Consider the following 24,733-nt stretch of genomic DNA (forward strand, 5'->3'; position numbering starts at 1 on the left):
TCTTACCACCCAAGTGTTTTCCGAAAACTGTTATACTTTTTGTTTTTCCCAGTAACTCAGGGCTTCTTCGTGACTTTTTATTTTGCTGCTGAGCCATTTGTGCTGGGGTTTATCTTTGGAAATTTCACTGTTCTTGTTTCCATCATCCTCTTCAAGTTGTTTTTCAGACTCTGTTATCTTTTTTAATTCCAGGTTTGAGTTTCTAGCGTCCTCCAATCTGGCTCTGATTTGCAGGAGAATGCTTTCTTCAGCTCCCTTTTCCCTGATGAGTTCTTGCAGGTTTTCCATAAAAGAGTCTTCAAATGTCTGTTCCTCTTCGGGTTCGATCTGTCCTTTGAGTTTTTTAATATCTTCCTTTATTTTATCCGCAGTTACAGTATCCAGCTTTGGAAATAGCTCATTTTCGAGCAATCCCTCTGCCTGATGGTAATATTGCTGGCGTTTTTCCTTCAGGACTTCTTTTCGCTCCGCCATACGGGTTCTGGAAATTTTGGTAGTTTTTGCATCTTCTTCTAACTGGTTCAGCCTGATGTCCAGTTCTTTAAACTCCTTTCGGTATTCTTCCAGAAACCTGTTGTGTTTTTCCACAACCCCGGAAATCAGTTCCCCTTCGGTCAGCATTTTGATCCCGGCTTCTTCAATATTTCCGCTCACAGTATCACGATTTTGTAATTTTATTTTGATAGGTTTTATTTTTATCCGGCTCTGGTAGGGCCAGCCCGGAAAATTAAACCGGGAATTGCCGTATACCACTTTTTAGCCATTTACACAACCAGCGTGAGATATAAGAGTTTTAAGATTTTTTTCAAACTCTGAATATCTGAGCATGTGGTACACCTTCGATCATGATTACAGAATCAGGATCGATAAGCCCGCACTTTATGGCGCATTTGATTGTTTTTTCCCCGAAGAGATTTGCAGTCATAGCTTCTTCCAGTACTTGCTGAAGTTCTTCCTCAGAGGCAAGCTCCCCTCCATAGAAAGCACTGCTAATCTCTACTACGGCGTTGCCATGTTTCAGGGTTTTTCCGAGCACTTCCTTATCACAGGCTGCAACAAGCCTGCGCCCTTCATTTTTATAAATCTTTAGATACATATTTTCCCTTTTTAAGTAATACTTCGCCCTTTTAGTATTTACAGGTTAACCATTTCGCTCTTTTAGTATTTACAGCTTAACCACCATTATTTTGTTTATGGGTAGTTTGCTCCTGCCTGAGGGACTTATGGTACGCAGCAACTTTTTCAGGCTATATGTCCTCTGTTTTTTAACTTAATTAATTAACCTGATATGGCTCTGGTCAGGAGAAAGAATATCCCCTCTTTGTTTCATTTTCTTTATATATTCCTCTGCGTGTCCTCTGTCTATCCCGTGTTCGTTTTCAGCTTCTGCATAAACTTCTTCGAGAGGGGCTTTGGCACCGGTATGTCTCTCTGAGACCTTTTTTATTATGTCTTTAAGGAGTTTTATTTTATTTCTCTGGCTCATGCTTGTGCCTGAAGCAAGTACGTCTGCATCAAGAGCTCCAGTTTCAGGGTCAACACCCACGTTTTTAAGGCAATTCATGGTGATTCTTATAGTCCGTTTTGCATCTCCCAGAGTGACTATATTGCTCAGGCGTACTCTTGCGCTGGCTTCAGAGAGGCGAACCAGCGCCTCAAGTTGTCTTGCTGTCACGGGTACAGGCGTATTCTTGCCTTCTCCACTCTTCCGGATGTCTGTATAGAAGTTGATAAGGTACTGTCGTGCGTCTACTTCCATTACAGGGTACACATTTTTTCGTGCATATGCAACGTACTTCCGCATAATTTCCGCGTCTATCACAGGCTCGATTATTTCCAGTTCTGCATCAACAAAACTTTCTGTGATCTTAGATCCGGGAAGTTTCTGCCTCTGTTCGGAGAGTTCTCCTGCATAATGCGCTTGAAGGATGTGGTTTGCAATCCTGCTGTCCAGGGCATGGTTTGGAGTGTCGAGCAAAACAAAGATGAGGTCAAAACGGGAAAGCAGTGCTGGAGGCATATTTATCTGTTCTGCGAGTCCCTCATATCGGTCAAAACGTCCGTATTTTGGGTTTGCAGCTCCGAGGAGAGCACAGCGAGACTTAAGAGTAGCAATAATCCCGGCTTTTGCAATACTTATAGTCTGCTGTTCCATTGCCTCGTGCAAGGCGCTCTTATCCTCTGTCTTCATTTTGTCCATTTCGTCAACCGCAGCAATCCCCATGTCAGCCATGACAAGGGCACCGCCTTCGATTGTCCATCTTCCGTCGTTCATATCGTCTTTAACGGCAGCAGCAGTCAAACCGCTAGCAGATGCACTTCTCCCTGATGTAAACACGCCTCTTGGCGAGAGTTTAACCACATAACGCAGCAGCTGGCTTTTTGCAATTCCAGGGTCGCCTACAAGCATCATATGGATATCGCCTCTTATCCTCGCCCCGTCAGGAAGGTTTTTCACAACTCCTGAAAAAAGCTGAAGGGCAAGGGCTTCTTTGATGTCTTCATATCCATAGATAGAGGGCGCAATGGACGCTATGATTTTTTCATAGATTGCAGGGTCACGGGAAAGTTCTAGGATCTGTTCCTCGTCTTCGGGAGTTATTTCAAGTTCGTCATAATCTTTGTCCAGGCGCTCGATAGAATTTGCTTCCAGCACCAGGTCATAGAATGTGGATTTCCCGTCTTTGAGGGTGCGCTGCCTTGATTTCAGGACTCCGTTAATGATAACGCGGTCTCCAGGGGTAACATTACCGGTAAGGTCGTCTTCGGCGTCCACTTCCAGGCTCTGCGGCTGCGACCCTCCTTTAAGGTTTTCCGGAGATTCCTGGATCTGAAGTTTCTGGGCATCTATAAAGGTGGAATCTTCAATCGCAACCTTAAAAGGCCCTTTTTTTCCGCAGGTCTCATTTTCACAGCCTGCAAAGGGCTCCTCGAACTTGAAACTGTTCTGTTCGACAATGGTAAGGTGCCCACATCTCATACACTGAAAGGCGGCTTGAGTAATCCTTGGCCTTACCTCTGTGGCTTTCCTTATCATGCCTTCGATTGCAATAAACCGTGAGAGGTGTTTGCTTCTCAGTTCCCTTATAGGGACCCTGTTCGGGATTTTTATAATCCTTACATGAGCCTGCTCAAGGCTCTTTTCTACAGGAAGGTCAATTTCTTTCAGGGCAGCTTCAGCTGCAAATACAAGTTCTCCGGGGTGCTCAAGAAACTCTTTCGAAAGCTCCCTGTCAAACTTCTCGATATCTGTAAAGTCCACTCCAAGACTTCGCTGGTCCGGATATTCGTTTGCAAGCTGAAGGATCTCATTCCAGTAGTAATCTTTAAAAAATCTTTTTAGTTTTTCGTCCCACTTGCTTTCTGTCTCGGTCATGGCGTTCTCAAAAATACCTGGCTTTTATGTAAAATTTTTCCATCTTTATCCGGTCTCTGCTTAAAAACGGGCCTAAAAAAAGTTAAAAAACGTACAATAGATTCTGATGTAAAACAGATTTATTATCATATGAACTTTTCTATGCTTTCCGAATCTTCTGCTTTCTGCAGGTTTTCAGCCTCTGCTGCAAATCCCATCATTCTCTCTGTTTTCCTCATTATACCCCTCAGAGTCTGGACCTCTCTTGGGGTCAGCCCGGCTCTTCCGAATATCCTCCTCAGCATCAGGGAAGTTTTGTCTTTTTTGTGAGCCGGATAGTCTATCTCCTCAAGCAGTTCATCTATATGCCCGTACATAAGCTGCAAGTCAAAGCCTTCAGCAAGCGGATTGCTTCCTCCCTCCAGTTCCGAAAGCTCGTAAAGCACAATTGCAATCGCATGAGAAAGATTCATTATTGGATAGATTTCTGAGGTCGGAACCGTAATGAGCATATCAAAGCCTTTGAGCTCGTCGTTTCTGAAGCCGCTATCTTCACGCCCGAAAAGGACCGCAATGGTGCCGCTATATTCTTTAATTTTTTCTTTGAATTCCCTTATAGTATAAAGAGGAAGGCGGATATGCTCTCCTCCCTTCAGGCTTGAGACTCCTGTGGTCCCTACGAGCAGGTCTGCACCTCTTACGGCTTCTTCAAGGGTCGAGGTGATTCTGGCTCCTTCGAGTACATCCCTTGCGTGAGAAGACATTGCTCTTGCCTGCCCCTCGAGCTCACAGGGGTTTACCAGAACCATATCAGAATATCCAAAGTTTTTCATTGCTCTAGCAACCGATCCCACATTTCCCTGGTAAATGGGTTCCACAAGCACTACGCGAATTTCAAGTGACAAATTTCTCAATCCTGACTGTGTTTTTTAAAATTAGTTTTCGAGGGTAATTGCATCTGCCATACAGACAGTCACACACATTCTGCACCCCAGACAGTAAGAAGGGTCTTTCAGAACACAAATCTTTTTACCATTTTTTTCTTCTATGGAATAAATCCTCGGACCTTTAGGGCAGGCAGCCTTACATGCCCCGCAACCTGTACATTTCTCTTCATCAATATATATTTTCATATTGAATGTTTTCCAATTTTTATTATTATCATTATTATTATCATTATTATTATCATTATTATTATTATCATTATTATTATTATTTTTATTGTTATATTTTTGTAATCACTCTTTACTTCTTATTTTTCTCTTTACATGTTGTAATCTTTTTTGTCTTTATGTATATGCAGAACTCTTATTTATTCCCCTTAATATATTAGTGTTGAAGCTTGTATTCACATAAAAAAGTCGAATGTAGGGATTTAATACAGCCAGAAATTTCTATTTTCCTGATCATAAGGAATCTTTAGTTTAAAATCCTATAATACGGTTAATTTATATGTATGATTATTTTAAAGGAGAAATGGTGATTTTATGGATCTTGAAAAGATTCTGAAAGATACTTTTGAAGGAGAGACCACGGAAGTTGGATGGTATCTGGCAATGTCTAAGGTTGCTGAACAGGAAGGGTTTGCAGATGTTGCAGTTTACCTTCGCCAGATAGCAATGGACGAAGCCTGGCATGCCACAGAAGTGGCTGAAATTATGGGACTGGTAAAAAGCTCGACGATTGAAAATCTTGAAATGATGCTTGAAGGGGAAAGCAAAGCCGAGGTCGAAAAAGCCAAAGCTGCAGAAATTGCCCGAAAGGAAGGCAATACCAGAGCTGCCCTTTTCTTTGAGAGGGCGTCCCTTGACGAAGCCAGGCATAAAGCAGGTCTCAGGGGCTTTCTGGAAAGGATAAAAAAGCAGCAGTAAAAACTATAAAACGGATCTCTTGATCCGTTCTTTTCCATTGTTTTGAAACCTTATTTGATTTCTGCTCTTATAGGTCCGGTACTGCTATTTACAATCTGCCAGATTCTTTTTGATAACTCTGAATACTGGGTTTTTGAGTCCCCCGTTTTCTGGAGGAAAGAATTTGCACCATTTTCTATTGCTCGGTACATAATTTCTTCTCCGAATCCCGTAAATAGAATGAAAGGAATGTTGATTCTCTTATCACGGATAGTTCTTAGGAACGTGATACCATTCATAAAAGGCATATCATAGTCCGAGACTATTACATCATAGGAATCTTTCTCTAACATCTTGAGAGCTTCTTTTGCAGAGTCCACAGTATCTGAAGGTATATCGTGGAAAACTTCTAAGAATGTCTTAGACAGCTCTAAACACGAGGGGTTGTCATCTACAATCAATACTTTCATTGGGGGATTCTCCATGCGGTTAAAACTCAATATTCTATGTACTGACCTCAATTCTGAGATAATGTTCAAAAGTTTGTGACCGATCCTTAAATTCAATACTTTTTCACACTTATATTAAATTACTTAACCGAAAAATTGTCTCAAAGCAAAAAAGATGTTCAGATTAAAAATTTCAAAATTAGTATAGGGTTCTATGTTTATCCATTTTGTCGGATCAACCTTTAAAACTCTATTTTAGTTATTCACTTAACAAATTAAATTCCAAACTGATAGAGTCTGTTCAATAGAGTCTGTTCAACATTGTTTAACATTATGTTTTGGATTCTACCAATGTCTGTTAATGTCCCCAGGCGATCCAGCCAAGACCTGCCAAACGCCTACTAAAAGCCCCTACAGAACGAGACTACAAAAATCTGATTACAGATACTTCAAAAATCTGATTACAGATACTTCAAAAATCTGATTATCGAGACTTCGAGCTTAAAGAAAACCCTGTCCCGGACTTCTAATCTGTCTTTTAGCTGTCAGCCATGTATATACTCTCCTGCCCTGTAAGCTCAAAAGAAGAACAGGTAATAGATAAAGCTGCAAGATTGAATTAAATCCATTAGCAGATACTAAATCTGTATTGCGGTTAGTGGAATGGTTGATTGCCCCTTATATGGGTTTTTTCAGTCTCTTCTATAGGCACAGTAACTCAGTAATCACGCCGAATGTGCTTGATTTTGTATTTCAAGTGCGTAAGTCCTACTTAAAAAAAGAGCTATAGTAAGTTTGAAATTATAGTAAGCTTGAAATATTTTACTTCAAACTATTTTTTGCTTGAAAACAATTTTTTGTATAATTAATTTAATATAATTTCTTCTATTAGTATGTGCTGGAGTTGGGAAATAAAATTGGGGATACAGTAGATTCAGCGCCTTTGGGCTTCTTCTTGCATTACATGCTCTGAAGATTCGTTATCAAGTTTAAAAATAAAAATTAAAGGGGTTTTATAAATGGAACATCTAAAAACATGTCCAAAATGCAATGCTAAACTTAAATTGAGTGCAGATGGTGAGACTCAGTACTGTGTCATTTGTAAATACTGGACAAAACTAGGTACTGCAAGACTCGATTCAATAATGATTTACGCATGAGGAATCTGCAAGAAGAAGAGCGGGATTTTTTTTAATTTCCTGCCCTGCAAGCTCAAATGAAATAAAAGTGGTTTTCAGTCGAATACCCCTAGCTTGCTGCGGGGTGCGCCAGCGCAACTTTGATTTATGAACCACACTTTTCGTCCCTCTTTAATGGGTTTAAAATTAGCTCGATATCTAATAACTTACTTATCTTAACTTACTTATCTTAACTTACTTATCTTAACTTACTTATCTTAACTTACTTATCTTATTTTTCAATATCAATAGGTTTGAAACGAAAAAAAATTGTATTGAGTTATGCAATGATACAATTTATCTCCCGAAGTGGGAAGACTCCTTCCTCGGACAATCCGGTAGAACCGGATCGGACAGGTGGGAGATGAGAGCGTCAACCTCTAATCTTATCGTTTTTTAATTCTGAAAATCTATTTCAACTTTGCGGATAATATAATATTAGATTTTGCTGTCACCACTAACCTACCGCTTTCTAAGGTTCCCTTCATAACTTATGCGAAAACCAAGCGAAGGGAACTTAAGCATCAGGCAGTTGGATACCAGAGGCAAGAATCATCCTGAAGGGATCGGGATTAAGCCGTGGAAAGACGGTAGTCACAGAACATCTCAAGTATATCACACTCATGTTTTCACCGTAGGGACAACGGGTAGAGCCTGTGGACTTGGAAAAAACGGCAACCACCAAGCATGAAGCAGGAAGCTCCGTCCTCAAAAACTTGAGCTATTAAGCGAAAGTTTTAGGGAGGGGTAGTTCACATTGTTTCGAGCAATATATAATCTGGTCTGGCACTCTCTTTTACGGGTCCAGACGTTTAATCCCTCTAATCCGGAAGGGTGCCGGGTTATCGAGGTTCTGTAGTTATGGAGGGGGTCTAATTTCATGGGGCTAAAACGGGTTTACATATCCGTTTCTTTACGGGTCAAAGATATTGCTGGAAAATTTCAGCCTGTTCATTAATCTCAGTTTTTGCTCCGATGTCTGGACATTAGCTCAGGCTAACTGATAATTAGGTCCTGAAACAAACCTGAAACTATTAAATTAGGAGAATGTGAAAATATGGTAAGCAAAGAATACGACAAGGGAGACCTTCCTGAGAAAGCTGCAATCCTGCAAAGAGATGGAGAAACCTATGCAATTGCTCCACACATTCCTGGAGGGATCGTCTATCCAAAAACCCTCAGAAAGATAGCAGATATTGCAGACAAATATGGAGCTGCGGCTCTGAAACTTACCTCGGCACAGAGAATTGCGATTGTAGGGCTTAAGGAGGAAGATCTGGATGCAGCATGGGCTGAACTGAATATGAAACCCGGGGCTGCCATCGGGCTCTGTGTCAGGAGTGTTAAAATCTGCCCCGGAACTACATTTTGCAAGAGGGGCAAGCAGGATGCCGTCGGGCTTGGCTTGAAACTTGATGAAAAATATCACGGTATGCAGCTTCCTTCTAAATTCAAAATGGCTGTTTCCGGCTGTCAGAACTCCTGTTCCGAACCGATAATAAAAGATCTGGGAATCATGGGCACGGCAAAAGGCTATACTTTGACTGTCGGAGGAAGCGCAGGTCCGAGTCCGAGGCTTGGGGATGTGGTGGCGAAGGACCTTTCCGAAGATCAGGTGCTGGACCTCGTTGAAAAGATAATTAATTTTTACAAAGGTTATGGGAAGCCGAAAAGGCTCGGAAAAGTACTGGATGAGATCGGGATTGAGAAATTCAAAGAAGAGGTAGGGCTGTAAGCAGATCTCTAATTGTGAGTTAATCTCAGTCGAGCTAGTTTCAAATGGACAAGTTTCAAATGGACAAGTTTCAAATGGACAAGTTTCAAATGGACAAGTTTCAAATGGGCAAGTTTCAAATGGGCAAGTTTCAGATGAACTTATTTCAAATAAACTGATCCAGATATGCTAGTTTCAAACGGGTTAAGCTAAGGAAGAATGCTGGGTAGTTTTACTTCAGAGTAAAAAGTACTTTCAAACGTCTTATAACTATTTTAATCTAGATGTCCCTCTTTCCCCAGCTTTTTCCATACTATTATTTTTCGCTTTTTCGGAGTCAGTCTTATCTTTTTTTAGTTGTTTATCATTCTATATAGATAAGACGATTCTCAATTCAAGACTGCGTTGGTTCTTATGAGGGTATACACACAAAACAACGAAGTGCCTCTTTTTTCAGCACCTTTTTCTTATTTCCTTAAACTCAGTTTTTTTTCATTTTCAGCTAGAATGAATTTTAGTTGGGTTCTTTATAATTCACATATTATAATTTTACCCTTATTTTCCCAGTTTCTCTTTTTTTTATCTGTTAGACCCCTTTAATGTTTCCCTATTTTCGCGCCTCTTGCGAGCTTTTCGATGTATTGTATGTTAAAGATAACGTTTAAATATAATAGATACAAAGACTAACAGACTATTCAAACCTTATACAGACAGTTGCTACGGTTCTTGCTCTGTCTTTACTGTTATTGATATCCTGTAACATCAATGATATTTATAAAGCAGTATCAGTTCTCAGTTTTTACCCATATATAGGAGGAATAAACTATTAGCATTGAGATGGAATACTTCTCTGGGCTCTCGGATGCACTCAGACTTACGTTTGTCCAGATAATGATATTCAGCACAATAGCCATTGTGATTTTCTTATACGGCATGATCCTTAACTTCCAGAAATGGGGTGCTGGCGTCACAGGCTATGCCCTTGAGCCTCAGGCAGGAAGCAAGGGAAGCGCGATCAGATTTTTAAAGACCTGGTGGAAACAGGTAGTAGAAGAGTCTCACCATGGACACGGAAAACCGATTCTTGAGGTTCTGATTCTCGACATTATGTTCCAGAGGAGAATTCTCAAGAGAAGCCCATTGCGCTGGTTCATGCACTTCACGATTTTTGCAGGCTGGATGTCCCTTTTTGCTCTCTCGGGGCTCATGTTCGCGGTGGAAATGACTGAAAAGTTCGGAATCGAGCTTCCATTCACCCCCGCCGAGTTCAGAGACTTCCTCTCGCTCCCGAACTACATCTTCGGATACGTCCTGCTTCTTGGAGTCATTATTGCAGTGGTCAGAAGACTCGTTGTCTCGAATGCAAGGGAAGCTACCATCATGTATGACTGGATTCTGCTCGGAGGAGTTTTCATAGTCACGATTTCCGGTTTCATTGCCGATGGTATCAGAACCGGATTTATCTGGAGCTTTGGGCTTGACCCCGCAACTGCACCCCCTGCAGCTCTCTTCCACTCCATAATTTCCCTGCTCTTCTGTATTGCATACATCCCGTACAGCAAGTACATACACGTAATCGCCACCCCTCTTGCAATCCTTGCAAATAAGGGAGGAGAATAAAAATGGCAAAAAAAACTCCATCAATAGACACCAAGAACCTTACAGCAGTCCAGCTCATGGAGCTTGACTCCTGCACCCGCTGCGGTGAATGTGTAAAATGGTGTCCAACTTACGCCGCTTCTGGCCAGAAGCCCGGGTTAGCTCCCAGGGACAAGATCCTGCGCTGGAAGCAGTACATGGACAAGTCCTACGGGCTTAAAGCAAAGCTTTTCGGCCCTAAGGAAATCCCCCAGTCCGAACTTGAAGAATTCAAGGATGATTTACACGGCTGTAGCACCTGCGGTATCTGTGCAACCGTCTGTGAATCCGGGATCAACACCGTTGAACTCTGGGAAGCTCTGAGGACAAACCTTGTTAAGAAAGGAATTGGTCCCTTCGGAAAGCAGAGCATGTTCCCAAAACTTATTGGGCAGTACCACAATCCCTACCTGCTTGACCAGAAAGACAGGCTTGCCTGGGTGCCCCCAGACGTGAAGATCGCAGACAAGGCAAACATTGTCTACTTCACCGGCTGTACTGCCGGGTACAAGCAGCTCGCTCTGGCTTTTGCAACTTCCCGTGTGCTGAACAAGCTGGGCATCGAGTTCACAATGCTCGGGGAAGAGGAATGGTGCTGCGGCTCCGCCCTTATCAGGACCGGACAGGTTCATGTCGATGATGTGGCCCGGAATCTTGCAAAGCACAATGTGGAAGCCATTAAGGCAAAGGGTGCCACAAAGGTTCTCTACGCCTGTGCAGGCTGCTTCCGTGCCTCCAAGGTTGACTGGCCGAGGCTTCTCGGAGAAGAGCTGCCCTTTGAGGTAGTCCACATCACCGAGTTCCTTGAAGACCTGATCAAGAAAGACAAGATTAAATGGGAAAAGACCATCGACAAGACCGTTACATACCACGACCCCTGCCACCTTGGCCGCCACGTAGGAGTCTACGATGCTCCCAGGTTTGTGCTTGAACACATCCCGGGTGTTAAGTTTGTAGAAATGGACAGGGTCAGGGAATTCCAGCGCTGCTGTGGAGCCGGTGGTGGTGTGAAGGCCGGTCTTCCGGATCTCGCCCTCGGCGTTGCCGAATCCCGTGTCAAGGATGCCCTCGATACCAATGCAGATATCCTCTCAAGTGCATGTCCTTTCTGTAAGAGGAACCTCATGGACGGCCGTGACTCCCTCAAAGCCGACATCGAGGTTGAGGATATAATTGTACTGGTTGCACAGGCACTCGGTCTTAGTGTAGAAGAACCCAAAAAGGCAGAACCCAAAAAGGCTTGAAGGCTGGTTTTTTCCAGCTTTCTTTATTTCTATTTTTCTTGATCCTGTATCTTATTGTTTCATAGTAAAACTTAAATACCGATACCTACCTCCCCTTGAATATGCAGATCCCTTACGAATTTCTAGGAAGAGTATTCATATCCCTGATGCTTCTTGCTCTTGTAGGTACCGGGCTTGCCCTGCTTATAGGGGCTTATTCGTTTAAAAAGCACAGGATTATTTTTCCGGGGTTCGTATTATTCATGCTCTATCTTTTCTATTCTCCCTCCAAGTGGATATGTAAGGTCTTTCGAATCCGGGAAACCCTTGTTGACGATATTCTTATCGATGTCCGGAATGCTATGATGCTGGATGATTTCGTACATACGAAGGAGAAGCGCATCGTTCTTCTGCCGCAGTGTATGCGCCATCCTAATTGTAAGGCAAGATGTGACCCCGTTCACGGGTATGAATGCAAGCGCTGCGGGCTCTGTGATATTTCAACGATTTGTGAGGCCGGCGACAAGTACGGGTTTCAGATATTCGTGATTCCGGGGGGCAGTTTTGTCAAAAAGATCTTCAAGGAATACGGGCCCCGGGCCTGCCTAGGTGTTGCCTGCTACAATGAGCTTGCAGAAGATATGCAGGAAGTATCTTTTGTTCCTGTGCAGGGGGTTCTTCTCCTTCGTGATGGCTGCTTCAATACCGAAGCTAACGTTGAAGAAATTATTAGAAAAATGGAGATGTGCAATGTATAATCTTATAGGAAAAGTCCTGTTCTTTACAGTAATCTTTTCGGTTTTTATCGCGTCGACTGCTCTTCTGGTAAGTCGGATAAGCCTGAACAGATATGTCTGGCTGGCCGGCTTTTTTGCAAATGTGCTTGACTTTTTCTATATGCCACTCAGGCATCTCTTTGTTAAGTTTTCGGATTCCAGAATATTGGACAAATGGATGGCTTCCCTAAAAAACATGGCTCATAAATCAGCTTTTGTAAAAACCAGGAAACGGATCATTCTTGCTCCCCACTGCATGCGGGCCCTTGACTGTCCTGCCCATTCCACGAGGGAAGGCATCCAGTGCAAGTCCTGTGGAAAATGTGTGTTTGCTCAGCTAAAAAAAGATTCGGAAAAATACGGGTACAAGCTTTTTATCCTGACCGGGTCTTCTTTTGTCAAGCGCATCCTGCAGATGGAAAAAGCTGATGGAGTGCTCCTTATCGCCTGTGATTACGAGCTCAATAAGGTTATGCGTGCCATCAAAAGTAAAAAAATCGTGACCTACGGTGTTCCGATGGAAAGGGACGGTTGCTTCGGAACTGAAGTGGATTATCAAAAGGTTCTGGATGCTTTCGAAACTTTCAAATACTGAACCTGATTTCCTTCTTCCGGGTAAAAAGCAACTTTTTTCCCTGCAAATCTATATTTTAAATACGTGCCTCTCCAAATTAATCTGTGATTTTGAATTTATTTCAGGATACTTTTGAAGGTGTTGCTTTCATGTATGACTTAATCATCGTAGGTGGTGGCCCTTCCGGAGCCTCGGCCGGAAGAAGGGCGGGAAAGCTCGGTTTGAATACTCTGCTGCTTGAAAAAGAAGAATTTCCCAGATACAAGCCCTGCGGAGGAGGGCTTTCGGACCATGCTCTCTCTTATCTTGATTTTGAACTTCCCGAGGAGTTTATTGAGTGGGAAGTCACAGGTGCAAAAGTCTTTTTCAAAAGCCAGTTGATTGAGGCACATAAAGATTACCGTTTGTCAGTGATTGTCTCCCGGTATATGTTTGATAATCTCCTGCTTGAAAAGGCAAAGGAAACCGAAATTGAAGTTCATACAGGGGAAAAGGCTCTTTGTTGCAGGGAAATGCCCGAATGTGTCGAAGTCGAGACTAATAGGGGCACATACAGAGCAAAATTTGCAATCGTTGCCGAGGGGGCACAGGGGCTCGTCAAAACCTGTGTGAGGCCTGCGGATACTAAAGAGGAGTACGGGATCTGCATGGTCACTGAAGTTCCTGCCGATGAAAAAGAAATTGAAGAACGACTGGGAAAAACCATCGAACTGCATTTCGGGATTGCAGGCGGGGGGTACGGCTGGATTTTTCCTCACAGGACTTATTATTCAGTTGGAATCGGAGGGGTTGTTAAAGACCTTCCCCACCCAAAAGAAACAATGCTTGAGTTCCTGAAAGACAACGGTTTTACAGGCGAATACAAACTGCATGGGCATAAGATCCCGTGGGGGGGGTTTAAGCGCAGAGTTGCAGGTTCAAGGGTCCTCTTGAGCGGGGATGCCGCAGGTTTTGTTGACTCCTTTTCTGGAGAAGGGCTGGCCTATGCCATCAGTTCCGGGCAATTTGCTGCAGAAGTAATTGCCGGAATTTGCATGTGCGGTGGAAAAATCAAAGACCTGAATAAATACGAGTCTCTCTGCCAGGCTGAGTTTGGGACTCACCTTAAGTATTCCCTTCTGTTTTCAAAGGTGATGCACCGTTTCCCGGACAGGACGTTTAAGATTTTCACTTCAAGTGAAAAAATGATTGATAAATATCTTGAAGTTGTGGATTTCAAGATCAATTATAAAGATTACCTGCGCTGGGCATTTTTGAATTTCAAGCTAAGGTAATGAAATGTCTCTTTGCTCAGGATGGAACGTTTTCCCGGGTAAATACCTAAAAAAAACCAGAGAAAAGGAATAAAGAACAGATTAGAGTAATTGTATGCGAGTGAGGCATGTAAGCTCCCTTCTGTTCATGCAAAAATTCCTGCCACTTCATCAGTGGAAGAAATAGTCCCTGAGGACTCTTGCATCGACGGCATTCGGCTAAGCGTTACCAAAACCAATCGGGCGATTCCAGACTGCTCGTTATTCCCGATTTCCAACTTGCACCCACGAGGATTCGCCGTTTCATCCACTCTCCCTGCGACCTCAGCTTATGGCATCATCGCATTTGCAGGGGATGGTTATCGTTTCTGTGCCAGGGCCCGGGCTCTCGCCCGACATCCTTTACAGATGTTCGTGTGTCTGGAGCGGTGGGGAGACTTTCCTCAGACCAGAAGGTCCGGCAGCCGTCCAGCCTCTCTCGCATGTTACTGATTAACTTGCTCTATATATTTTTTGATCGTATATATATTTATGGGATAATATTTCTGCAAAAGGAGATTGGCTAAAGAAGGAGCTTGAATCAAATTGTTTTCAGCTACCACTTGCTGATTTTTCGGGCTGATTTTAACTCTTTCCCTGTCCGGATAAACAGGTGCATTCCTTACGTGTAATCTATATAACTTTTGTGTGTTAGGGAAATGCCCAAATATTAATATATATGTATTGTAATCGATAAAATAAAATGGATTTTCCATTTCATAAATCTCTTAGTAATATTCTCTTAAGATTAAAAAAATTCGTTAGCTTAATATGTGACTATAACTATCATTTTTGTGTTTAGTTTCCAGTCTTATTTTTTAGAGGTAAAACATGAGTGATTATCTATTTGATTTGCATATTGGATATGTCCGTTTTAGAAATCCCATTGCATTGGCGCCGATGGCAGGAATTGTCGACAGCGCTTTTGCCAACCAGTATGCATGTGATGCCGGACTGGTAGTGCTTGGAGCCTTCAATCTTGATGAAGGATCTATTGCAGTTGCATCAAAGCTCGTAGCCAGGGGTAGAAAAGAGTTCATTTCCGATGAACCTATGGAGCTTATAAAAACGGAAATCCGGGCAGTAAACTCGGGCAGTGCTGTTGCCGTAAACGTAAGAAGCACCACCCTTGAGCCGTTAATTGAAGCTGCAAAAATTGTAAAGGAAGAAGGGGCAATCCTTGAGTTAAACGCTCACTGCAAGCAGCCTGAAATGCTTGAAGCAGGCATAGGAGTAGCCCTTCTGCACGACCTCCCCAGGCTTTCTGCCTGGATAAAGGCAATTAAGGAAACAGGAGTCGTGCTTTCTGTAAAGGTACGGGCAAATGTAGTGAATGATGTCGAACTTGCCAGGCTTATTGATAAGGCTGGGGCGGATATCATCCATGTAGATGCCATGCTGGAAGGTTTTGGAGCCGACCTTGATGCGATCATAAGTTACAGGGATGCTACAAGGCTCTTCCTTATAGGCAACAACTCGGTTACTGACTTTGCCACGGCAAAGGAGATGTTTTCCCGAGGAGCTGACATGGTTTCTGTTGCAAGGGGAGCTATGGAAAACCCCACACTGATAAATGAACTTGTAGAGAGTGTCAGTTCGTATCAGGAGTCTATAGGCTGGTATAATGCTCCCAAACACGTTTGCAGTGAAGGGGATTTCAGGGGTTTGGCTTTCTGCTGCCTCCCGGTAAAAGCCTGTCCCGTGCACGGGAAATCCCGAAAACTGGGATACACTGCCGAAGAGTTCGCCCGGACAAAAATGGATTTTGCCAAAGGCACAATGCTGGAATTCGGGGAGGATACCTGTTTCGGCAGCCTTGTCTGGTGCTGTAAAATTACAAAACCTTGCTGGATCAGGGACGGTGTCCTGAACACACTTGACCTCTCTGATGCAGAGTATATGAAGCTTAAGGAGCAGCTGGCAAAATACATTCTTGACCATGCCAGGATTCCGGTAAATGAATCTCAATAACCCTGCTTTCTCCTGTCATATTCCCGAATGGGCAGAGGAATCCCGAACCTCGAGTCTTATTGCACGCTGTGCACAGCTTGCCATGCTGCTCGAGGTCTCAGCCTCTCCAAAGCCGGGGAACGTTGATAGGGAACATAATTATCCTGATACCTGTTTTGAGCATTTTATAGCTTCTTCAGTTGCCGTCTATCCTGTCCTGGAGCTTGCTGCAAGGAGCAGAGACGGGATAGGAACACTTCTCAGGAGTGCGGTTTACGAAAGTTCTGCCTGGCAGCAGGGAGGAAATACCCACTTTGGCGCTTTTTTACTCCTGATTCCTCTGGCAATGGCTGCAGGCGAAATCTCCAGGGAACAGGGAGAACAAACTTGCTGTGGAAAAGCAGGTTTCCGGCTTGATGCCGGGGAATTTGAGAGTCTTGCTGCCCGAGCCCATGCTTTTGTCCGCGTAACTAACTGCGAAGACGCGGTTGAGTTCTACAGGGCTTTCGGGCACGCGGGAGTCAGGGTAAATAGCGTGGAAGAATTTGATCTTGAAGACCCTGAAGCAACTGCTGATCTCAGGACACAGAATATTACCCTTTACGGCCTTATGGACATTGCCAGAGGGTATGACCTGATCGCAAATGAGTGGACCTCTGGGTTCGGGCGTTGCCTTGAGGGAGCAAAAAGCATTCTTGAGTTTATGCAGGCACGAAACTGTAAAGCAGAAGCTTTCACCGGGGGCTCGGTTTCCAGCTGTTCGGGCACAGGAATCAACGAGGCTATAGTTTATACTTTCCTTAAACTGCTTTCCAGGCACAGAGATACCTTCATCCAGACCAAGTTCGATATTGAAACTGCAGATTATGTTTCTTTCAGAGCAGGCGAGATCCTCTCAAGCTGGGAAACTTCAGGGAAAACAGCAAGGGACTTTGCATCCATCCTTCCTGCAGTACAGGATTTTGACTCCGAGCTTCTGGATAAAAGGATCAATCCGGGTTCTACGGCAGATATCATTATTGCAGGGCTTTTTATTTCTCTTCTTGGAGGCTTACGCTTTTGACCGGGCTTTCTTCTGATTGCAGGGAATCTGAAAAATTCTCTCCGGAAATCTCCCTCTCTTCTTTAGGGATCCGGGAGGGAATCTCTGAAGTAATAGTGACCACAGGCTTTGAGAGCCCGAACGCTGCTCCTATAGGTATCATTACAAAGGGTGGGAAGCCTTTTGTCCGGCTCTTCAAAGGCAGCCATACCTGGGCAAATGTCTTTAAAGAAAGGTATCTTGCTTCAAATGTAGTTTATGACCCTCTCCTTTTTGTGCGTTCCACCTTTTTCGACCTTGAACCCTCCGAGTTTGAATATGTAACGGCTGGCGGGCTTAAGTTTCCGATCCTAAAAGAAGCCGCTGCCTGGATCGTTTTCGAATGCGTTAATGTTAAGAATACAGAGCAGGCTCTTGTTGCCGATCTTGTTCCTGTGGATGCGGGCTTTAATGAAGAAAACCTGAAAGACCTTCCCGTACCTAACAGGGGATTCAATGCTGTGCTTGAGGCTACAGTCCATGCAACCCGCTATCAGCTTTCGGGGGATGAAAAATATCTTGAATGGATCCGACACTATGAAGCCCTTGCTTTCAAATGCGGGGGAGATGGTGAAAAGAAAGCTATGAAACTGCTTTATGAAGTGCTGGGGATTTGAGTTTCTTTCTAACTCCAGATTCTTTTCTGAATTTCTTTCTAACTCCAAATACTTTTCTGATTCATTCAAATTCCCTATCCTTTTCTGATTCTTTCTGGTTTCATTTCCCTATCTAAGTTACTCTTTTTTTAGAAAATTATATTATCCTCTACGGCATGACTTCTGTCCATGAATTTTCAGAGAATTGCATGGGGAATTACCGGAGCCGGACATTTTCTGGATCGCAGTTACCAGGTCTTTAAGGAACTCAAAATCAGAGACCACGGGCTTTCCGTAAACACGTATATTTCCAGGGCAGCTGAAGAGGTGCTCCGGATGTACGGGCTTGAGCAGAAGCTTGTGAAAATCTCGGGAGGAGACTACCTTGAAGAAATCTTCCGGGAAAGTGAGCAGGGTTCAAGTTCTCCCAAAGTCGGGCGCTTTCTCCTTGACAGGTACGATGCCCTCTTCGTTACGCCTGCAACCTCAAACACAGTTTCGAAAATCGCTTATGGAATTGCCGATTCCCTTGTAACCAATGCCGTTGCCCAGGCTGTTAAGGGAAGGGTCCCGGTCTATATCGTGCCCGTAGACATTGAAGGTTCGATAGTGTCGGAAATGCCCTACAACATTGACAGGAAACAGTGCCAGCACTGCGAGGACTGCCCCCCGAGGGATAACTGCCCCCACGAAGCAATAACTGTGAAAAATGGTGTTACAGACCAGATAGACCTCCTGAAATGCAAAGGCTGCGGGATTTGCAAGGAATTGTGCCCGTATAATGCCATCAAAGGCGGGCCTGTTGAAGTCCTGGTCAGGGATGTGGACATGCGCAATGTTGAGATTGTAAAAGAGCTACAGGGAATCACTGTACTTGAAAGCCCGGAAGCCATTCTGGATCTGTTCTAAGTTTGTCCACTTTTCCGGTCAAAAAACGTCCAGGCAATGAAAAATTTGAAAAAATAAAAAAGGAAATGGATTATCTGGATAATCCATTTTTCCGTGGAAATTGTGGAGATTTCCATTGGCAAAAGATTCTAATATCAACTTAAATTGTTTTGTTAATTTTTATATTCTTTACATATATATAAATATTCTGTTAACACTGTTATTCTATGTAGTCTTCCGATCTTCTTTTCTTTCTTCCTCTTCAGTGGTCACCCGGGCTCTTATTTCCAACTCAAATCTCCTTTCTGTTTGCCAATTTTTTTTGTCAGTTTTTCTCCCTTTCTCTTTGTAAGCTTACATCGGGGTGCAAATTCAAATAGGCCTTTAATTTTCCTTATTTAGTTTTTTTATTCCGTTTTTATTCAGTTTTTCCTTATAATCTGCCTGTTTCGGGACCTGCCCCCGTATCACACTTCAATCAAGTCCATCTGCCCGTTTTCAAGCTCCCCGCAGCTATCGGACATAAAACGGATCACAGCCTCATCATGGGAGATAAGGAGGTAACTTATTCCCTGCTCAGCCTGCACATTTTTCAGCAGGTGGAGGATCTGGGCCTGGACCGAAACATCAAGAGCAGAGGTCGGTTCGTCAAGGACAATGTATTCTGGGTCTAGCAGGAGAATCCGGCCCAGGGCAAGGCGCTGTAACTGGCCGCCTGAGAGCTGGGAAGGGTAGCGTAAAAGAACTTCTTCCGGGAGGCCTGTGGTCTTTAGTATTTCTTTTGTACATCGGATACGCTCGGTTCCGGAGATCTCGAGCAGGTTCAGGACTTCAAAAATCGAATGCTTGATCCGCTTTCTGGGGTTAAAGGCATCTGTCGGGTCCTGGAACATCATCTGGACCTTTCGGCGGAAAGTTGTATATTCGGCTTTTTTCATCCTGGAAAGTGGATTCCCGTTAAAAAAGACTGCACCATCTGTGGGACTCTCAAGTCCTGAAATTATTCTTCCAAGTGTGCTTTTCCCTTCTCCTGAGGGGCCCATCAGCCCGAAGGTTTTCCCGGGTTCAAGTTCAAAAGATACGTCCCGGAAAATGCATTTTCCCCTTCCCAGCAGGCCGGACCCGTACTTCCTGGAGAGGTTTTCGGCTTTCAGAGACACAAAAAACACCTCACAGCCCTTCCATTGCTTTCTTTGAGTTCGGGATGTTCCTGCATGCAGAGTTTTTCCTTAAAAGGGCATCTCGGATGGAACCTGCAGCCTTCAGGCGGGCTGCTGAGAGGTGGGGATGAACCGGGTATGGGCACAAACCCCCTTTCAGGCAGGCTGTTCAGGAGTCCCTGGGTGTAGGGGTGTAGTGGTCTTTCAAAAAGGCTTGAAGGGTCAGCAATCTCAACGATTTCTCCGGCATACATTACGGCAACCCTATCTGCAAGCCGCCGCACAAATCCGAGGTCGTGACTTATGAGAAGAATGGCAGTTTCACTTTTTTCTTTCAGTCGTTTCAGTTCTATTTCCAGTTCGGCTACGCGGTTCCTGTCGAGCCCTTTGCTGGGTTCGTCTGCTATAATAAGGACTGGGTCAAGCATTGTTGAAGCCGCAATCAAAAAGCGCTGGTTCATCCCTCCGGAACACCAGGAGGGGTAGTATCCCATATATTCATGGGGATTTGAAAAACCCATACGTTTAAGGACTCTTGCGACGTTTGAGAAATTGTTCTTCCTCATCTTCAACCCTTTCTCATTTTTCTCCTCCTTTTCTCTCCATACCTTTTCCTTTCTCTCCTCTTTTTCCTTCCATTCCTTCCCTTTTCTTTTTTCCTGTCCGTGAATTCGGAGGGGTTCTGCAAGCTGGTGCCCTATGGAATATACAGGATTTAAAGCAAGAGAAGGGTTCTGGAAAATTATAGATATTTCTTTTCCCCTGAGCTTTGTCATCTCTTTTTCGCTCAGTTCGAGGAGGTTTTTGCCTCCGAATTCTATTGTTCCTTTAACTCTGGATTCCGGGGGAAGCAGACGCATAATCGCATGTGCAACGACGGATTTCCCACAACCCGTTTCCCCTACGAGGGCCAGGGTTTCTTTTTCCCTAATCGAAAATGAAACGTAGAAAACAGCTGTCCCGCTTTCTTTTTCGTTTTCATTTCCTTTTTCGTTTTCATTTCCCTGGAAAGAAACGTTGAGGTCTTTTACTTCCAGCAGGGCATTCATTCCGAATCCACTCCCCTTTTTCCGTTTTCTTTTTCTCTTCCTTCGAACCCGAACCCCATCAGTGCGATGAACATTACACAGAGTGTGATGCATATTCCCGGGGGCAGGTACCACCACCACATGTCTCTTATAAAGCCTCCTCGAGAAAAGGCAAAGGAAAGCATGATTCCCCAACTTTTCATGCTTATGTCCCCCAGTCCCAGGAAAGAGAGTGAAGCTTCTGAAATCATTGCTGAAGCCGTTGCCAGCATGAACTTGGGCAGCAGGACGTGGATGAGGTTCGGGAAGATGTCCGAGACCATGATATGAAATGAGGAAAAACCCATGCATCGGGCACTTTTGACATAGCCTGTTTCCCTTATCTGCAGGGTTTTTGAGCGGACAACTCTGGCAATGGACTCCCAGGAAAGAAGCCCAAGAACAAGGATCAGGATCCAGATGCTCGGGTGCAGGAAAGCTCCCAGGATTATGATCAGGGGGATTTTCGGGATTATGAGGACAACGTCGGTAAAGCCCATAAGCAACTCGTCCGGCGTCCCCCTGAAGTAGCCTGAAAAGAGTCCTATCATGAGGCCTATTAAGGTTGAGATGGAGGCTGAGGCAAAGCCTACCATCAGCGAGATTCTGGCCCCGTAAACCAGTTCCGAGAGTATGTCATTTCCTATATCATTTGTCCCTAGAAGGTGAGCAGTTGATGGGGCTTCATAAGGAATGAAACGCTCGGTTGGAGAGTAAGGGGCAAAAAGGGACGGAAACAGGGCAAGGATAAGGAAAAATGTAAAGAGAAAAAGTCCTCCTCGGTTTAATTTTTTCAGGTTTCTTTTGTATTTCCGGATATCAAGGTTTAAATTATGGGCTAGAAAATCTTTCCATTTCCTGGGGCGTTCCCTTATGTACGCTTCCTCTTGCATCATGCCGGCCTCCTGACTCTCGGGTCGGCAACTGCATACAGCAGGTCTGCAAGCATGTTTGCAAGCAGGACTGCAAGGGCTATTACCAGAAACGACCCCTGGAGGACAGGGTAATCCTTTCCAATTATTGCATCATAGATGAGGGTTCCCATGCCGTTTAAGGAAAAAACGATCTCTGTAAAAAGGGCTCCGCTAAAGAGAAATCCTACATCAAGGGCCAGTAGGGTAATGATCGGAAGAGAAGCATTCTTCATTACGTGCCTGAAAAGAATGGCTGTATCGTAAAGGCCCTTTGCTCGGGCATAGAGGGCATAAAGTTGCCCTTTTTCCTGTATGACGCTTCCTCGCATTATCAGGAAGTTCCTGGAAGCGGAAAAGAGGGTCATCACAGTTACCGGTAAAAACATGTGGTACATAATATTTTCCGGGGTCGGGATGTCATAAAAGCCTTTAAAAGGAAAAAGCCCGAGCTTGAAGGCAAAGATTTCCAGGAAAAGAAGGGCAAGGAAATAGGGAGGTGTGCAGGAGAGCGCAATAAACCCGTAGCATACGAGGCGGTTTGCCTTTGTTTCAGGTTTCCAGCCTGAGTATGCCCCGAGCAGGGTTCCAAGGACTGTCCCCAGGAGTACGGAAACCCCCACAAAAAGGATGGTCCAGCCAATCCTCTCCCTCAAAACCTCGGCAACGGGGCTGTGAAGGTGATATGAGTAACCCAGGTCAAACCGGAGGAGATCTCCGATGTAAGCTGTAAACTGGTTGTAAAGCGGCATGTTCAGCCCCATCTCGGCCCTCAACTCCTCCATTACGGTCTCCGAAACGTAGACATCCTCCCCTATGAGATTCTTTACGGGGTCCCCTGGCATAAGCCTCGGAAACGCAAAGTTGAGGGTAACTATGAGGAAAAAGGAGGCCGCGTACCTGAGTGTTTTTTTAATCACTTCACTCATTGTATCACCTTGCCGTTTTCAAATCTTTTTGTCGTTTTCAACCGCCTGAGCAGTATTCACCTTCCTCGACAGGTTGGATTTATCCGATCTGGCAGGTGGGGGAGGAATGTGTAACCTCTCTCGATTTTCGTTATCATTAAACATTAAAATCAGTATTCGCTTCTGCATTCGGAGTTTCAATTCCTGAAGCTTCTTCATTTTCCGAAGGCAACATTGCTAGGGGAATCTCCCGAAAAATAGTAAAGAGAGGGCCACAACGCAGAACAGCTTGCTTTTTGTCCTCTCCATACATCGCCTTCTCCTTAAGCAGATTTTTTCTTTACATTTACAAAGGTATCCAGGTTGTAAATTCCGTAAAGGGGATCAGTGTACCAGCCTTCGAAGTGCCTGTTATACGGAGTAACCACGTTGCTCCAGTAGAGGGGAATTGCAGGCAGGTTCTCTGCATAGTAGTCCTGAAGCTCGTATGCATAATCCTGAAGTTCTGCAGGGTCTGTGGTTGCGAGGATATTGTCGCAGAGCTGAAGGAATTCGGGATCATCCAGGTTATGCATAACCCCCTGTCCTGTTCTCCTTGAATCAAAATAGCCGCTTCCCCAGCTTGCGTGCATGAGCATGCCCCAGGGGGTGGAACGGGTTACTGTCAGGTCATATTCATAACTGTCCTTAAGGGTAAACCAGGTATCTGAATCTACAGTCCTCAAGTCTGCGGCAAGGCCCACCTGTTCCAGATATTCTTTGAGAAGCTCGCCTGTGCGGGCGTACTCCGGCCGGATAAGGATTTCAAGCTTGAAATCTTTCCCGTCTTTTCCTTCCAGGACTCCGTTCCCATTGCTGTCCGAATATCCTGCTTTTTCCAGGAGTTCTCTGGCTTTTTCGGGGTTGTACTCAAGTTTTTCAGTTTCCTTGAATGCTTCCATTGAAGGCGGCACAAAACCGCGGTTTGGGACTTCCCCGTACCCCTGGGTCTCGAGTCTGGCAATTTCTTCATAATTTATAGTATAGGCCAGAGTTTCCCTGAATTCCGGATCCGAAAAAGGAGCTCTCTTCAAGTTCGGGGCAAGGAAGATAAGCCCGATGTCTGTTTTTTCAAGAAAGTCGAAATCTCCGGTTTTTTCAAGCTGCTCAATGCTGGAATAAGGGTATGACCCGGCATATTTATAATAAGTGTCAACATCCCCGTTTTTAAGGGCCAGAGTGGCAACGTCCACGTTTGAATAAAAATGGACCTCCACAGTTTCAGATTCCGGAGCCTTTCCTTTCCAGTAAGGGTTTATCTCAAAAACGAGTTTTCCGGCATTAAAGTCTATCTGCTTGAGGTAATAGGGTCCGCAGCCCACGTATGGGCCTTCGTTTAAGTATTCCATGGGGTTATCGATTGATTTCCATACATGGGCAGGAAGGATATTGTAGGTCGCAAACTCCAGGTCAATGCGGGTGTAAGGCTTGTTAAATCTGAAGGTTACGGAATTGTTTGCATCCGAAACAGCCGAACTTTCCAGTGTATCGTTTATCCATCTGGCCGAGGGCGTTTCTTTCCCATAGTAGCGGATCGAAAACTCAATATCTTCGGGGGTTACCGGCTCTCCGTCGCTCCAGTAGAGGTCGTCTTTCAGGTAGAAGGTCCAGCATGTATTATTTTCCGATACCTCATAGCTTTCAGCAAGCTGGCCTGCAAGGTGCCCCTCAGAGTCTATTTTCATGAGGGGTGGGTTTGAGAGATGGGCAAAAACTCCAAGACTTGAATCCCCGAGAAATGATGCAGATTTTATTACGCTTGGGGTTGCGATTTTCAGGGCCACTCCTTCGGTATCTGTTGACTGCTCCATATCTGAGGCTGATTCTTCGGATCTGGTTCTCGAGTCTTGCAGTTTTTCTTCTTCTCCAAGCAGGACTTTTATATATGTAATAACCCGGTCAAAAATCCCCTCTTTCGAGGGCGTAAGATTTTCTCCGGAAGCCTCATGTTCTGCCGCTCCTGCGGGATACATGTTTGCGCAAAAAATAAAAATGAGTACTGCAAAGGTCAGCCACCGTTTCAACCCTCTGTTAAATCCTGATTCCGTGAAATGTTTCCCCTGTTTCATCCTGCTGCCTCCTCC

Annotated in this window: 24 protein-coding genes and 1 other RNA gene; 11 read left to right on the forward strand and 14 right to left on the reverse strand. The window is 44.4% G+C overall.

What is annotated here, in order from left to right:
- Positions 1–30 precede the first annotated feature (30 nt).
- From PHF18_RS05170 to PHF18_RS05190, 5 genes are all read right to left on the reverse strand, one after another.
- Positions 31–654: a hypothetical protein gene (locus tag PHF18_RS05170; protein ID WP_300099282.1), complete on the reverse strand. Its 624-nt coding sequence runs from the start codon at positions 652–654 to the stop codon at positions 31–33.
- A 151-nt stretch (positions 655–805) separates the two neighbouring features.
- Positions 806–1,096 (reverse strand): DUF424 family protein, encoded by a 291-nt coding sequence (locus PHF18_RS05175; protein WP_300099284.1) that lies wholly within the window; start codon positions 1,094–1,096, stop codon positions 806–808.
- A gap of 174 nt (positions 1,097–1,270) precedes the next feature.
- Positions 1,271–3,376, reverse strand: coding sequence for a minichromosome maintenance protein MCM (locus PHF18_RS05180; protein ID WP_300099286.1), 2,106 nt, complete (start codon positions 3,374–3,376; stop codon positions 1,271–1,273).
- A gap of 125 nt (positions 3,377–3,501) precedes the next feature.
- On the reverse strand, positions 3,502–4,260 hold the full coding sequence (locus PHF18_RS05185; RefSeq protein ID WP_300099288.1) for an RNA methyltransferase: 759 nt from the start codon (positions 4,258–4,260) through the stop codon (positions 3,502–3,504).
- 30 nt (positions 4,261–4,290) lie between these two features.
- Positions 4,291–4,488 (reverse strand): ATP-binding protein, encoded by a 198-nt coding sequence (locus PHF18_RS05190; RefSeq protein ID WP_367279143.1) that lies wholly within the window; start codon positions 4,486–4,488, stop codon positions 4,291–4,293.
- Positions 4,489–4,842: 354 nt separating this feature from the next.
- On the opposite strand from PHF18_RS05190, the gene PHF18_RS05195 reads away from it, so the two are divergent.
- Entirely contained in the window at positions 4,843–5,226 is a 384-nt protein-coding gene (locus PHF18_RS05195; protein WP_300099290.1) for a ferritin family protein, read from the forward strand.
- Between the two features lie 50 nt (positions 5,227–5,276).
- Here PHF18_RS05195 and PHF18_RS05200 read toward each other — a convergent pair whose 3' ends face one another.
- Entirely contained in the window at positions 5,277–5,675 is a 399-nt protein-coding gene (locus PHF18_RS05200) for a response regulator (protein ID WP_300099292.1), read from the reverse strand.
- A 2,214-nt stretch (positions 5,676–7,889) separates the two neighbouring features.
- Between PHF18_RS05200 and PHF18_RS05205 the strand changes: the two genes are divergently transcribed.
- The 6 genes from PHF18_RS05205 (at position 7,890) to PHF18_RS05230 (ending at position 14,031) form a co-directional block, all read left to right on the forward strand.
- Positions 7,890–8,567: an NAD(P)/FAD-dependent oxidoreductase gene (locus tag PHF18_RS05205; protein WP_300099294.1), complete on the forward strand. Its 678-nt coding sequence runs from the start codon at positions 7,890–7,892 to the stop codon at positions 8,565–8,567.
- An 816-nt stretch (positions 8,568–9,383) separates the two neighbouring features.
- Complete coding sequence (hdrE, locus tag PHF18_RS05210; RefSeq protein ID WP_300099296.1) at positions 9,384–10,166, forward strand: dihydromethanophenazine:CoB--CoM heterodisulfide reductase subunit HdrE; 783 nt, start codon at positions 9,384–9,386, stop codon at positions 10,164–10,166.
- Positions 10,167–10,168: 2 nt separating this feature from the next.
- Positions 10,169–11,428 (forward strand): dihydromethanophenazine:CoB--CoM heterodisulfide reductase subunit HdrD, encoded by a 1,260-nt coding sequence (hdrD, locus tag PHF18_RS05215; protein WP_300099298.1) that lies wholly within the window; start codon positions 10,169–10,171, stop codon positions 11,426–11,428.
- Between the two features lie 101 nt (positions 11,429–11,529).
- Positions 11,530–12,165, forward strand: coding sequence for a DUF116 domain-containing protein (locus PHF18_RS05220; RefSeq protein ID WP_300099300.1), 636 nt, complete (start codon positions 11,530–11,532; stop codon positions 12,163–12,165).
- On the forward strand, positions 12,158–12,778 hold the full coding sequence (locus tag PHF18_RS05225) for a DUF116 domain-containing protein (RefSeq protein ID WP_300099302.1): 621 nt from the start codon (positions 12,158–12,160) through the stop codon (positions 12,776–12,778). The genes PHF18_RS05220 and PHF18_RS05225 overlap by 8 nt, the downstream gene beginning before the upstream one ends.
- Positions 12,779–12,906: 128 nt before the next feature.
- Positions 12,907–14,031 carry a geranylgeranyl reductase family protein gene (locus PHF18_RS05230; RefSeq protein WP_300099304.1) on the forward strand — a complete coding sequence of 375 codons (1,125 nt, stop codon included), beginning with the start codon at positions 12,907–12,909 and terminating at the stop codon, positions 14,029–14,031.
- Positions 14,032–14,129: 98 nt separating this feature from the next.
- Here the strand turns inward: PHF18_RS05230 and rnpB are convergent.
- Positions 14,130–14,490, reverse strand: an RNA gene (gene rnpB, locus PHF18_RS05235) — RNase P RNA component.
- Positions 14,491–14,495: 5 nt separating this feature from the next.
- On the reverse strand, positions 14,496–14,765 hold the full coding sequence (locus tag PHF18_RS05240; RefSeq protein ID WP_300099306.1) for a hypothetical protein: 270 nt from the start codon (positions 14,763–14,765) through the stop codon (positions 14,496–14,498).
- Between the two features lie 115 nt (positions 14,766–14,880).
- Between PHF18_RS05240 and PHF18_RS05245 the strand changes: the two genes are divergently transcribed.
- The 4 genes from PHF18_RS05245 to PHF18_RS05260 all read left to right on the forward strand — a co-directional run bounded on the left by PHF18_RS05245 (position 14,881) and on the right by PHF18_RS05260 (position 18,585).
- Positions 14,881–16,020 carry a methanogenesis marker 9 domain-containing protein gene (locus PHF18_RS05245; RefSeq protein WP_300099308.1) on the forward strand — a complete coding sequence of 380 codons (1,140 nt, stop codon included), beginning with the start codon at positions 14,881–14,883 and terminating at the stop codon, positions 16,018–16,020.
- Positions 16,007–17,062 carry a triphosphoribosyl-dephospho-CoA synthase gene (locus tag PHF18_RS05250; RefSeq protein ID WP_300099310.1) on the forward strand — a complete coding sequence of 352 codons (1,056 nt, stop codon included), beginning with the start codon at positions 16,007–16,009 and terminating at the stop codon, positions 17,060–17,062. Before PHF18_RS05245 ends, PHF18_RS05250 begins: the two co-directional genes overlap by 14 nt.
- The gene (locus PHF18_RS05255) at positions 17,059–17,697 is read left to right on the forward strand and encodes a DUF447 domain-containing protein (RefSeq protein ID WP_300099313.1); all 639 of its coding nucleotides are present in this window, start codon (positions 17,059–17,061) and stop codon (positions 17,695–17,697) included. The genes PHF18_RS05250 and PHF18_RS05255 overlap by 4 nt, the downstream gene beginning before the upstream one ends.
- Positions 17,698–17,865: 168 nt before the next feature.
- Positions 17,866–18,585 (forward strand): dihydromethanopterin reductase (acceptor), encoded by a 720-nt coding sequence (locus tag PHF18_RS05260; protein WP_300099315.1) that lies wholly within the window; start codon positions 17,866–17,868, stop codon positions 18,583–18,585.
- A 446-nt stretch (positions 18,586–19,031) separates the two neighbouring features.
- On the opposite strand, the gene PHF18_RS05265 is transcribed toward PHF18_RS05260, so the two are convergent.
- From PHF18_RS05265 to PHF18_RS05290, 6 genes are all read right to left on the reverse strand, one after another.
- Positions 19,032–19,724 (reverse strand): ABC transporter ATP-binding protein, encoded by a 693-nt coding sequence (locus PHF18_RS05265; RefSeq protein ID WP_300099317.1) that lies wholly within the window; start codon positions 19,722–19,724, stop codon positions 19,032–19,034.
- On the reverse strand, positions 19,715–20,773 hold the full coding sequence (locus PHF18_RS05270; RefSeq protein ID WP_300099320.1) for an ABC transporter ATP-binding protein: 1,059 nt from the start codon (positions 20,771–20,773) through the stop codon (positions 19,715–19,717). The genes PHF18_RS05265 and PHF18_RS05270 overlap by 10 nt, the downstream gene beginning before the upstream one ends.
- Positions 20,770–21,687 carry an ABC transporter permease gene (locus tag PHF18_RS05275; protein WP_300099323.1) on the reverse strand — a complete coding sequence of 306 codons (918 nt, stop codon included), beginning with the start codon at positions 21,685–21,687 and terminating at the stop codon, positions 20,770–20,772. Before PHF18_RS05275 ends, PHF18_RS05270 begins: the two co-directional genes overlap by 4 nt.
- Complete coding sequence (locus PHF18_RS05280) at positions 21,684–22,631, reverse strand: ABC transporter permease (protein ID WP_300099326.1); 948 nt, start codon at positions 22,629–22,631, stop codon at positions 21,684–21,686. The genes PHF18_RS05275 and PHF18_RS05280 overlap by 4 nt, the downstream gene beginning before the upstream one ends.
- Positions 22,632–22,767: 136 nt before the next feature.
- Positions 22,768–22,923 carry a hypothetical protein gene (locus tag PHF18_RS05285; RefSeq protein WP_300099329.1) on the reverse strand — a complete coding sequence of 52 codons (156 nt, stop codon included), beginning with the start codon at positions 22,921–22,923 and terminating at the stop codon, positions 22,768–22,770.
- A gap of 10 nt (positions 22,924–22,933) precedes the next feature.
- Positions 22,934–24,718 (reverse strand): ABC transporter substrate-binding protein, encoded by a 1,785-nt coding sequence (locus PHF18_RS05290; RefSeq protein ID WP_300099332.1) that lies wholly within the window; start codon positions 24,716–24,718, stop codon positions 22,934–22,936.
- Between the last annotated feature and the right edge of the window lie 15 nt (positions 24,719–24,733).

The organism is Methanosarcina sp., from assembly GCF_028693135.1.
In the GTDB taxonomy this organism is placed as follows: domain Archaea; phylum Halobacteriota; class Methanosarcinia; order Methanosarcinales; family Methanosarcinaceae; genus Methanosarcina.

Excerpts from the sequence above, each read along its gene's own strand:
- PHF18_RS05175 (WP_300099284.1), bottom strand. The coding sequence starts at position 1,096 with ATGTATCTAAAGATTTATAAAAATGAAGGGCGCAGGCTTGTTGCAGCC.
- PHF18_RS05180 (WP_300099286.1), bottom strand. The coding sequence starts at position 3,376 with ATGACCGAGACAGAAAGCAAGTGGGACGAAAAACTAAAAAGATTTTTT.
- PHF18_RS05190 (WP_367279143.1), bottom strand. The coding sequence starts at position 4,488 with ATGAAAATATATATTGATGAAGAGAAATGTACAGGTTGCGGGGCATGT.
- PHF18_RS05195 (WP_300099290.1), top strand. The coding sequence starts at position 4,843 with ATGGATCTTGAAAAGATTCTGAAAGATACTTTTGAAGGAGAGACCACG.
- PHF18_RS05200 (WP_300099292.1), bottom strand. The coding sequence starts at position 5,675 with ATGAAAGTATTGATTGTAGATGACAACCCCTCGTGTTTAGAGCTGTCT.
- PHF18_RS05205 (WP_300099294.1), top strand. The coding sequence starts at position 7,890 with ATGGTAAGCAAAGAATACGACAAGGGAGACCTTCCTGAGAAAGCTGCA.
- hdrE (WP_300099296.1), top strand. The coding sequence starts at position 9,384 with ATGGAATACTTCTCTGGGCTCTCGGATGCACTCAGACTTACGTTTGTC.
- hdrD (WP_300099298.1), top strand. The coding sequence starts at position 10,169 with ATGGCAAAAAAAACTCCATCAATAGACACCAAGAACCTTACAGCAGTC.
- PHF18_RS05220 (WP_300099300.1), top strand. The coding sequence starts at position 11,530 with ATGCAGATCCCTTACGAATTTCTAGGAAGAGTATTCATATCCCTGATG.
- PHF18_RS05225 (WP_300099302.1), top strand. The coding sequence starts at position 12,158 with ATGTATAATCTTATAGGAAAAGTCCTGTTCTTTACAGTAATCTTTTCG.
- PHF18_RS05230 (WP_300099304.1), top strand. The coding sequence starts at position 12,907 with ATGTATGACTTAATCATCGTAGGTGGTGGCCCTTCCGGAGCCTCGGCC.
- PHF18_RS05240 (WP_300099306.1), bottom strand. The coding sequence starts at position 14,765 with ATGGAAAATCCATTTTATTTTATCGATTACAATACATATATATTAATA.
- PHF18_RS05245 (WP_300099308.1), top strand. The coding sequence starts at position 14,881 with ATGAGTGATTATCTATTTGATTTGCATATTGGATATGTCCGTTTTAGA.
- PHF18_RS05250 (WP_300099310.1), top strand. The coding sequence starts at position 16,007 with ATGAATCTCAATAACCCTGCTTTCTCCTGTCATATTCCCGAATGGGCA.
- PHF18_RS05260 (WP_300099315.1), top strand. The coding sequence starts at position 17,866 with ATGAATTTTCAGAGAATTGCATGGGGAATTACCGGAGCCGGACATTTT.
- PHF18_RS05270 (WP_300099320.1), bottom strand. The coding sequence starts at position 20,773 with ATGAATGCCCTGCTGGAAGTAAAAGACCTCAACGTTTCTTTCCAGGGA.
- PHF18_RS05275 (WP_300099323.1), bottom strand. The coding sequence starts at position 21,687 with ATGATGCAAGAGGAAGCGTACATAAGGGAACGCCCCAGGAAATGGAAA.
- PHF18_RS05280 (WP_300099326.1), bottom strand. The coding sequence starts at position 22,631 with ATGAGTGAAGTGATTAAAAAAACACTCAGGTACGCGGCCTCCTTTTTC.
- PHF18_RS05285 (WP_300099329.1), bottom strand. The coding sequence starts at position 22,923 with ATGTATGGAGAGGACAAAAAGCAAGCTGTTCTGCGTTGTGGCCCTCTC.
- PHF18_RS05290 (WP_300099332.1), bottom strand. The coding sequence starts at position 24,718 with ATGAAACAGGGGAAACATTTCACGGAATCAGGATTTAACAGAGGGTTG.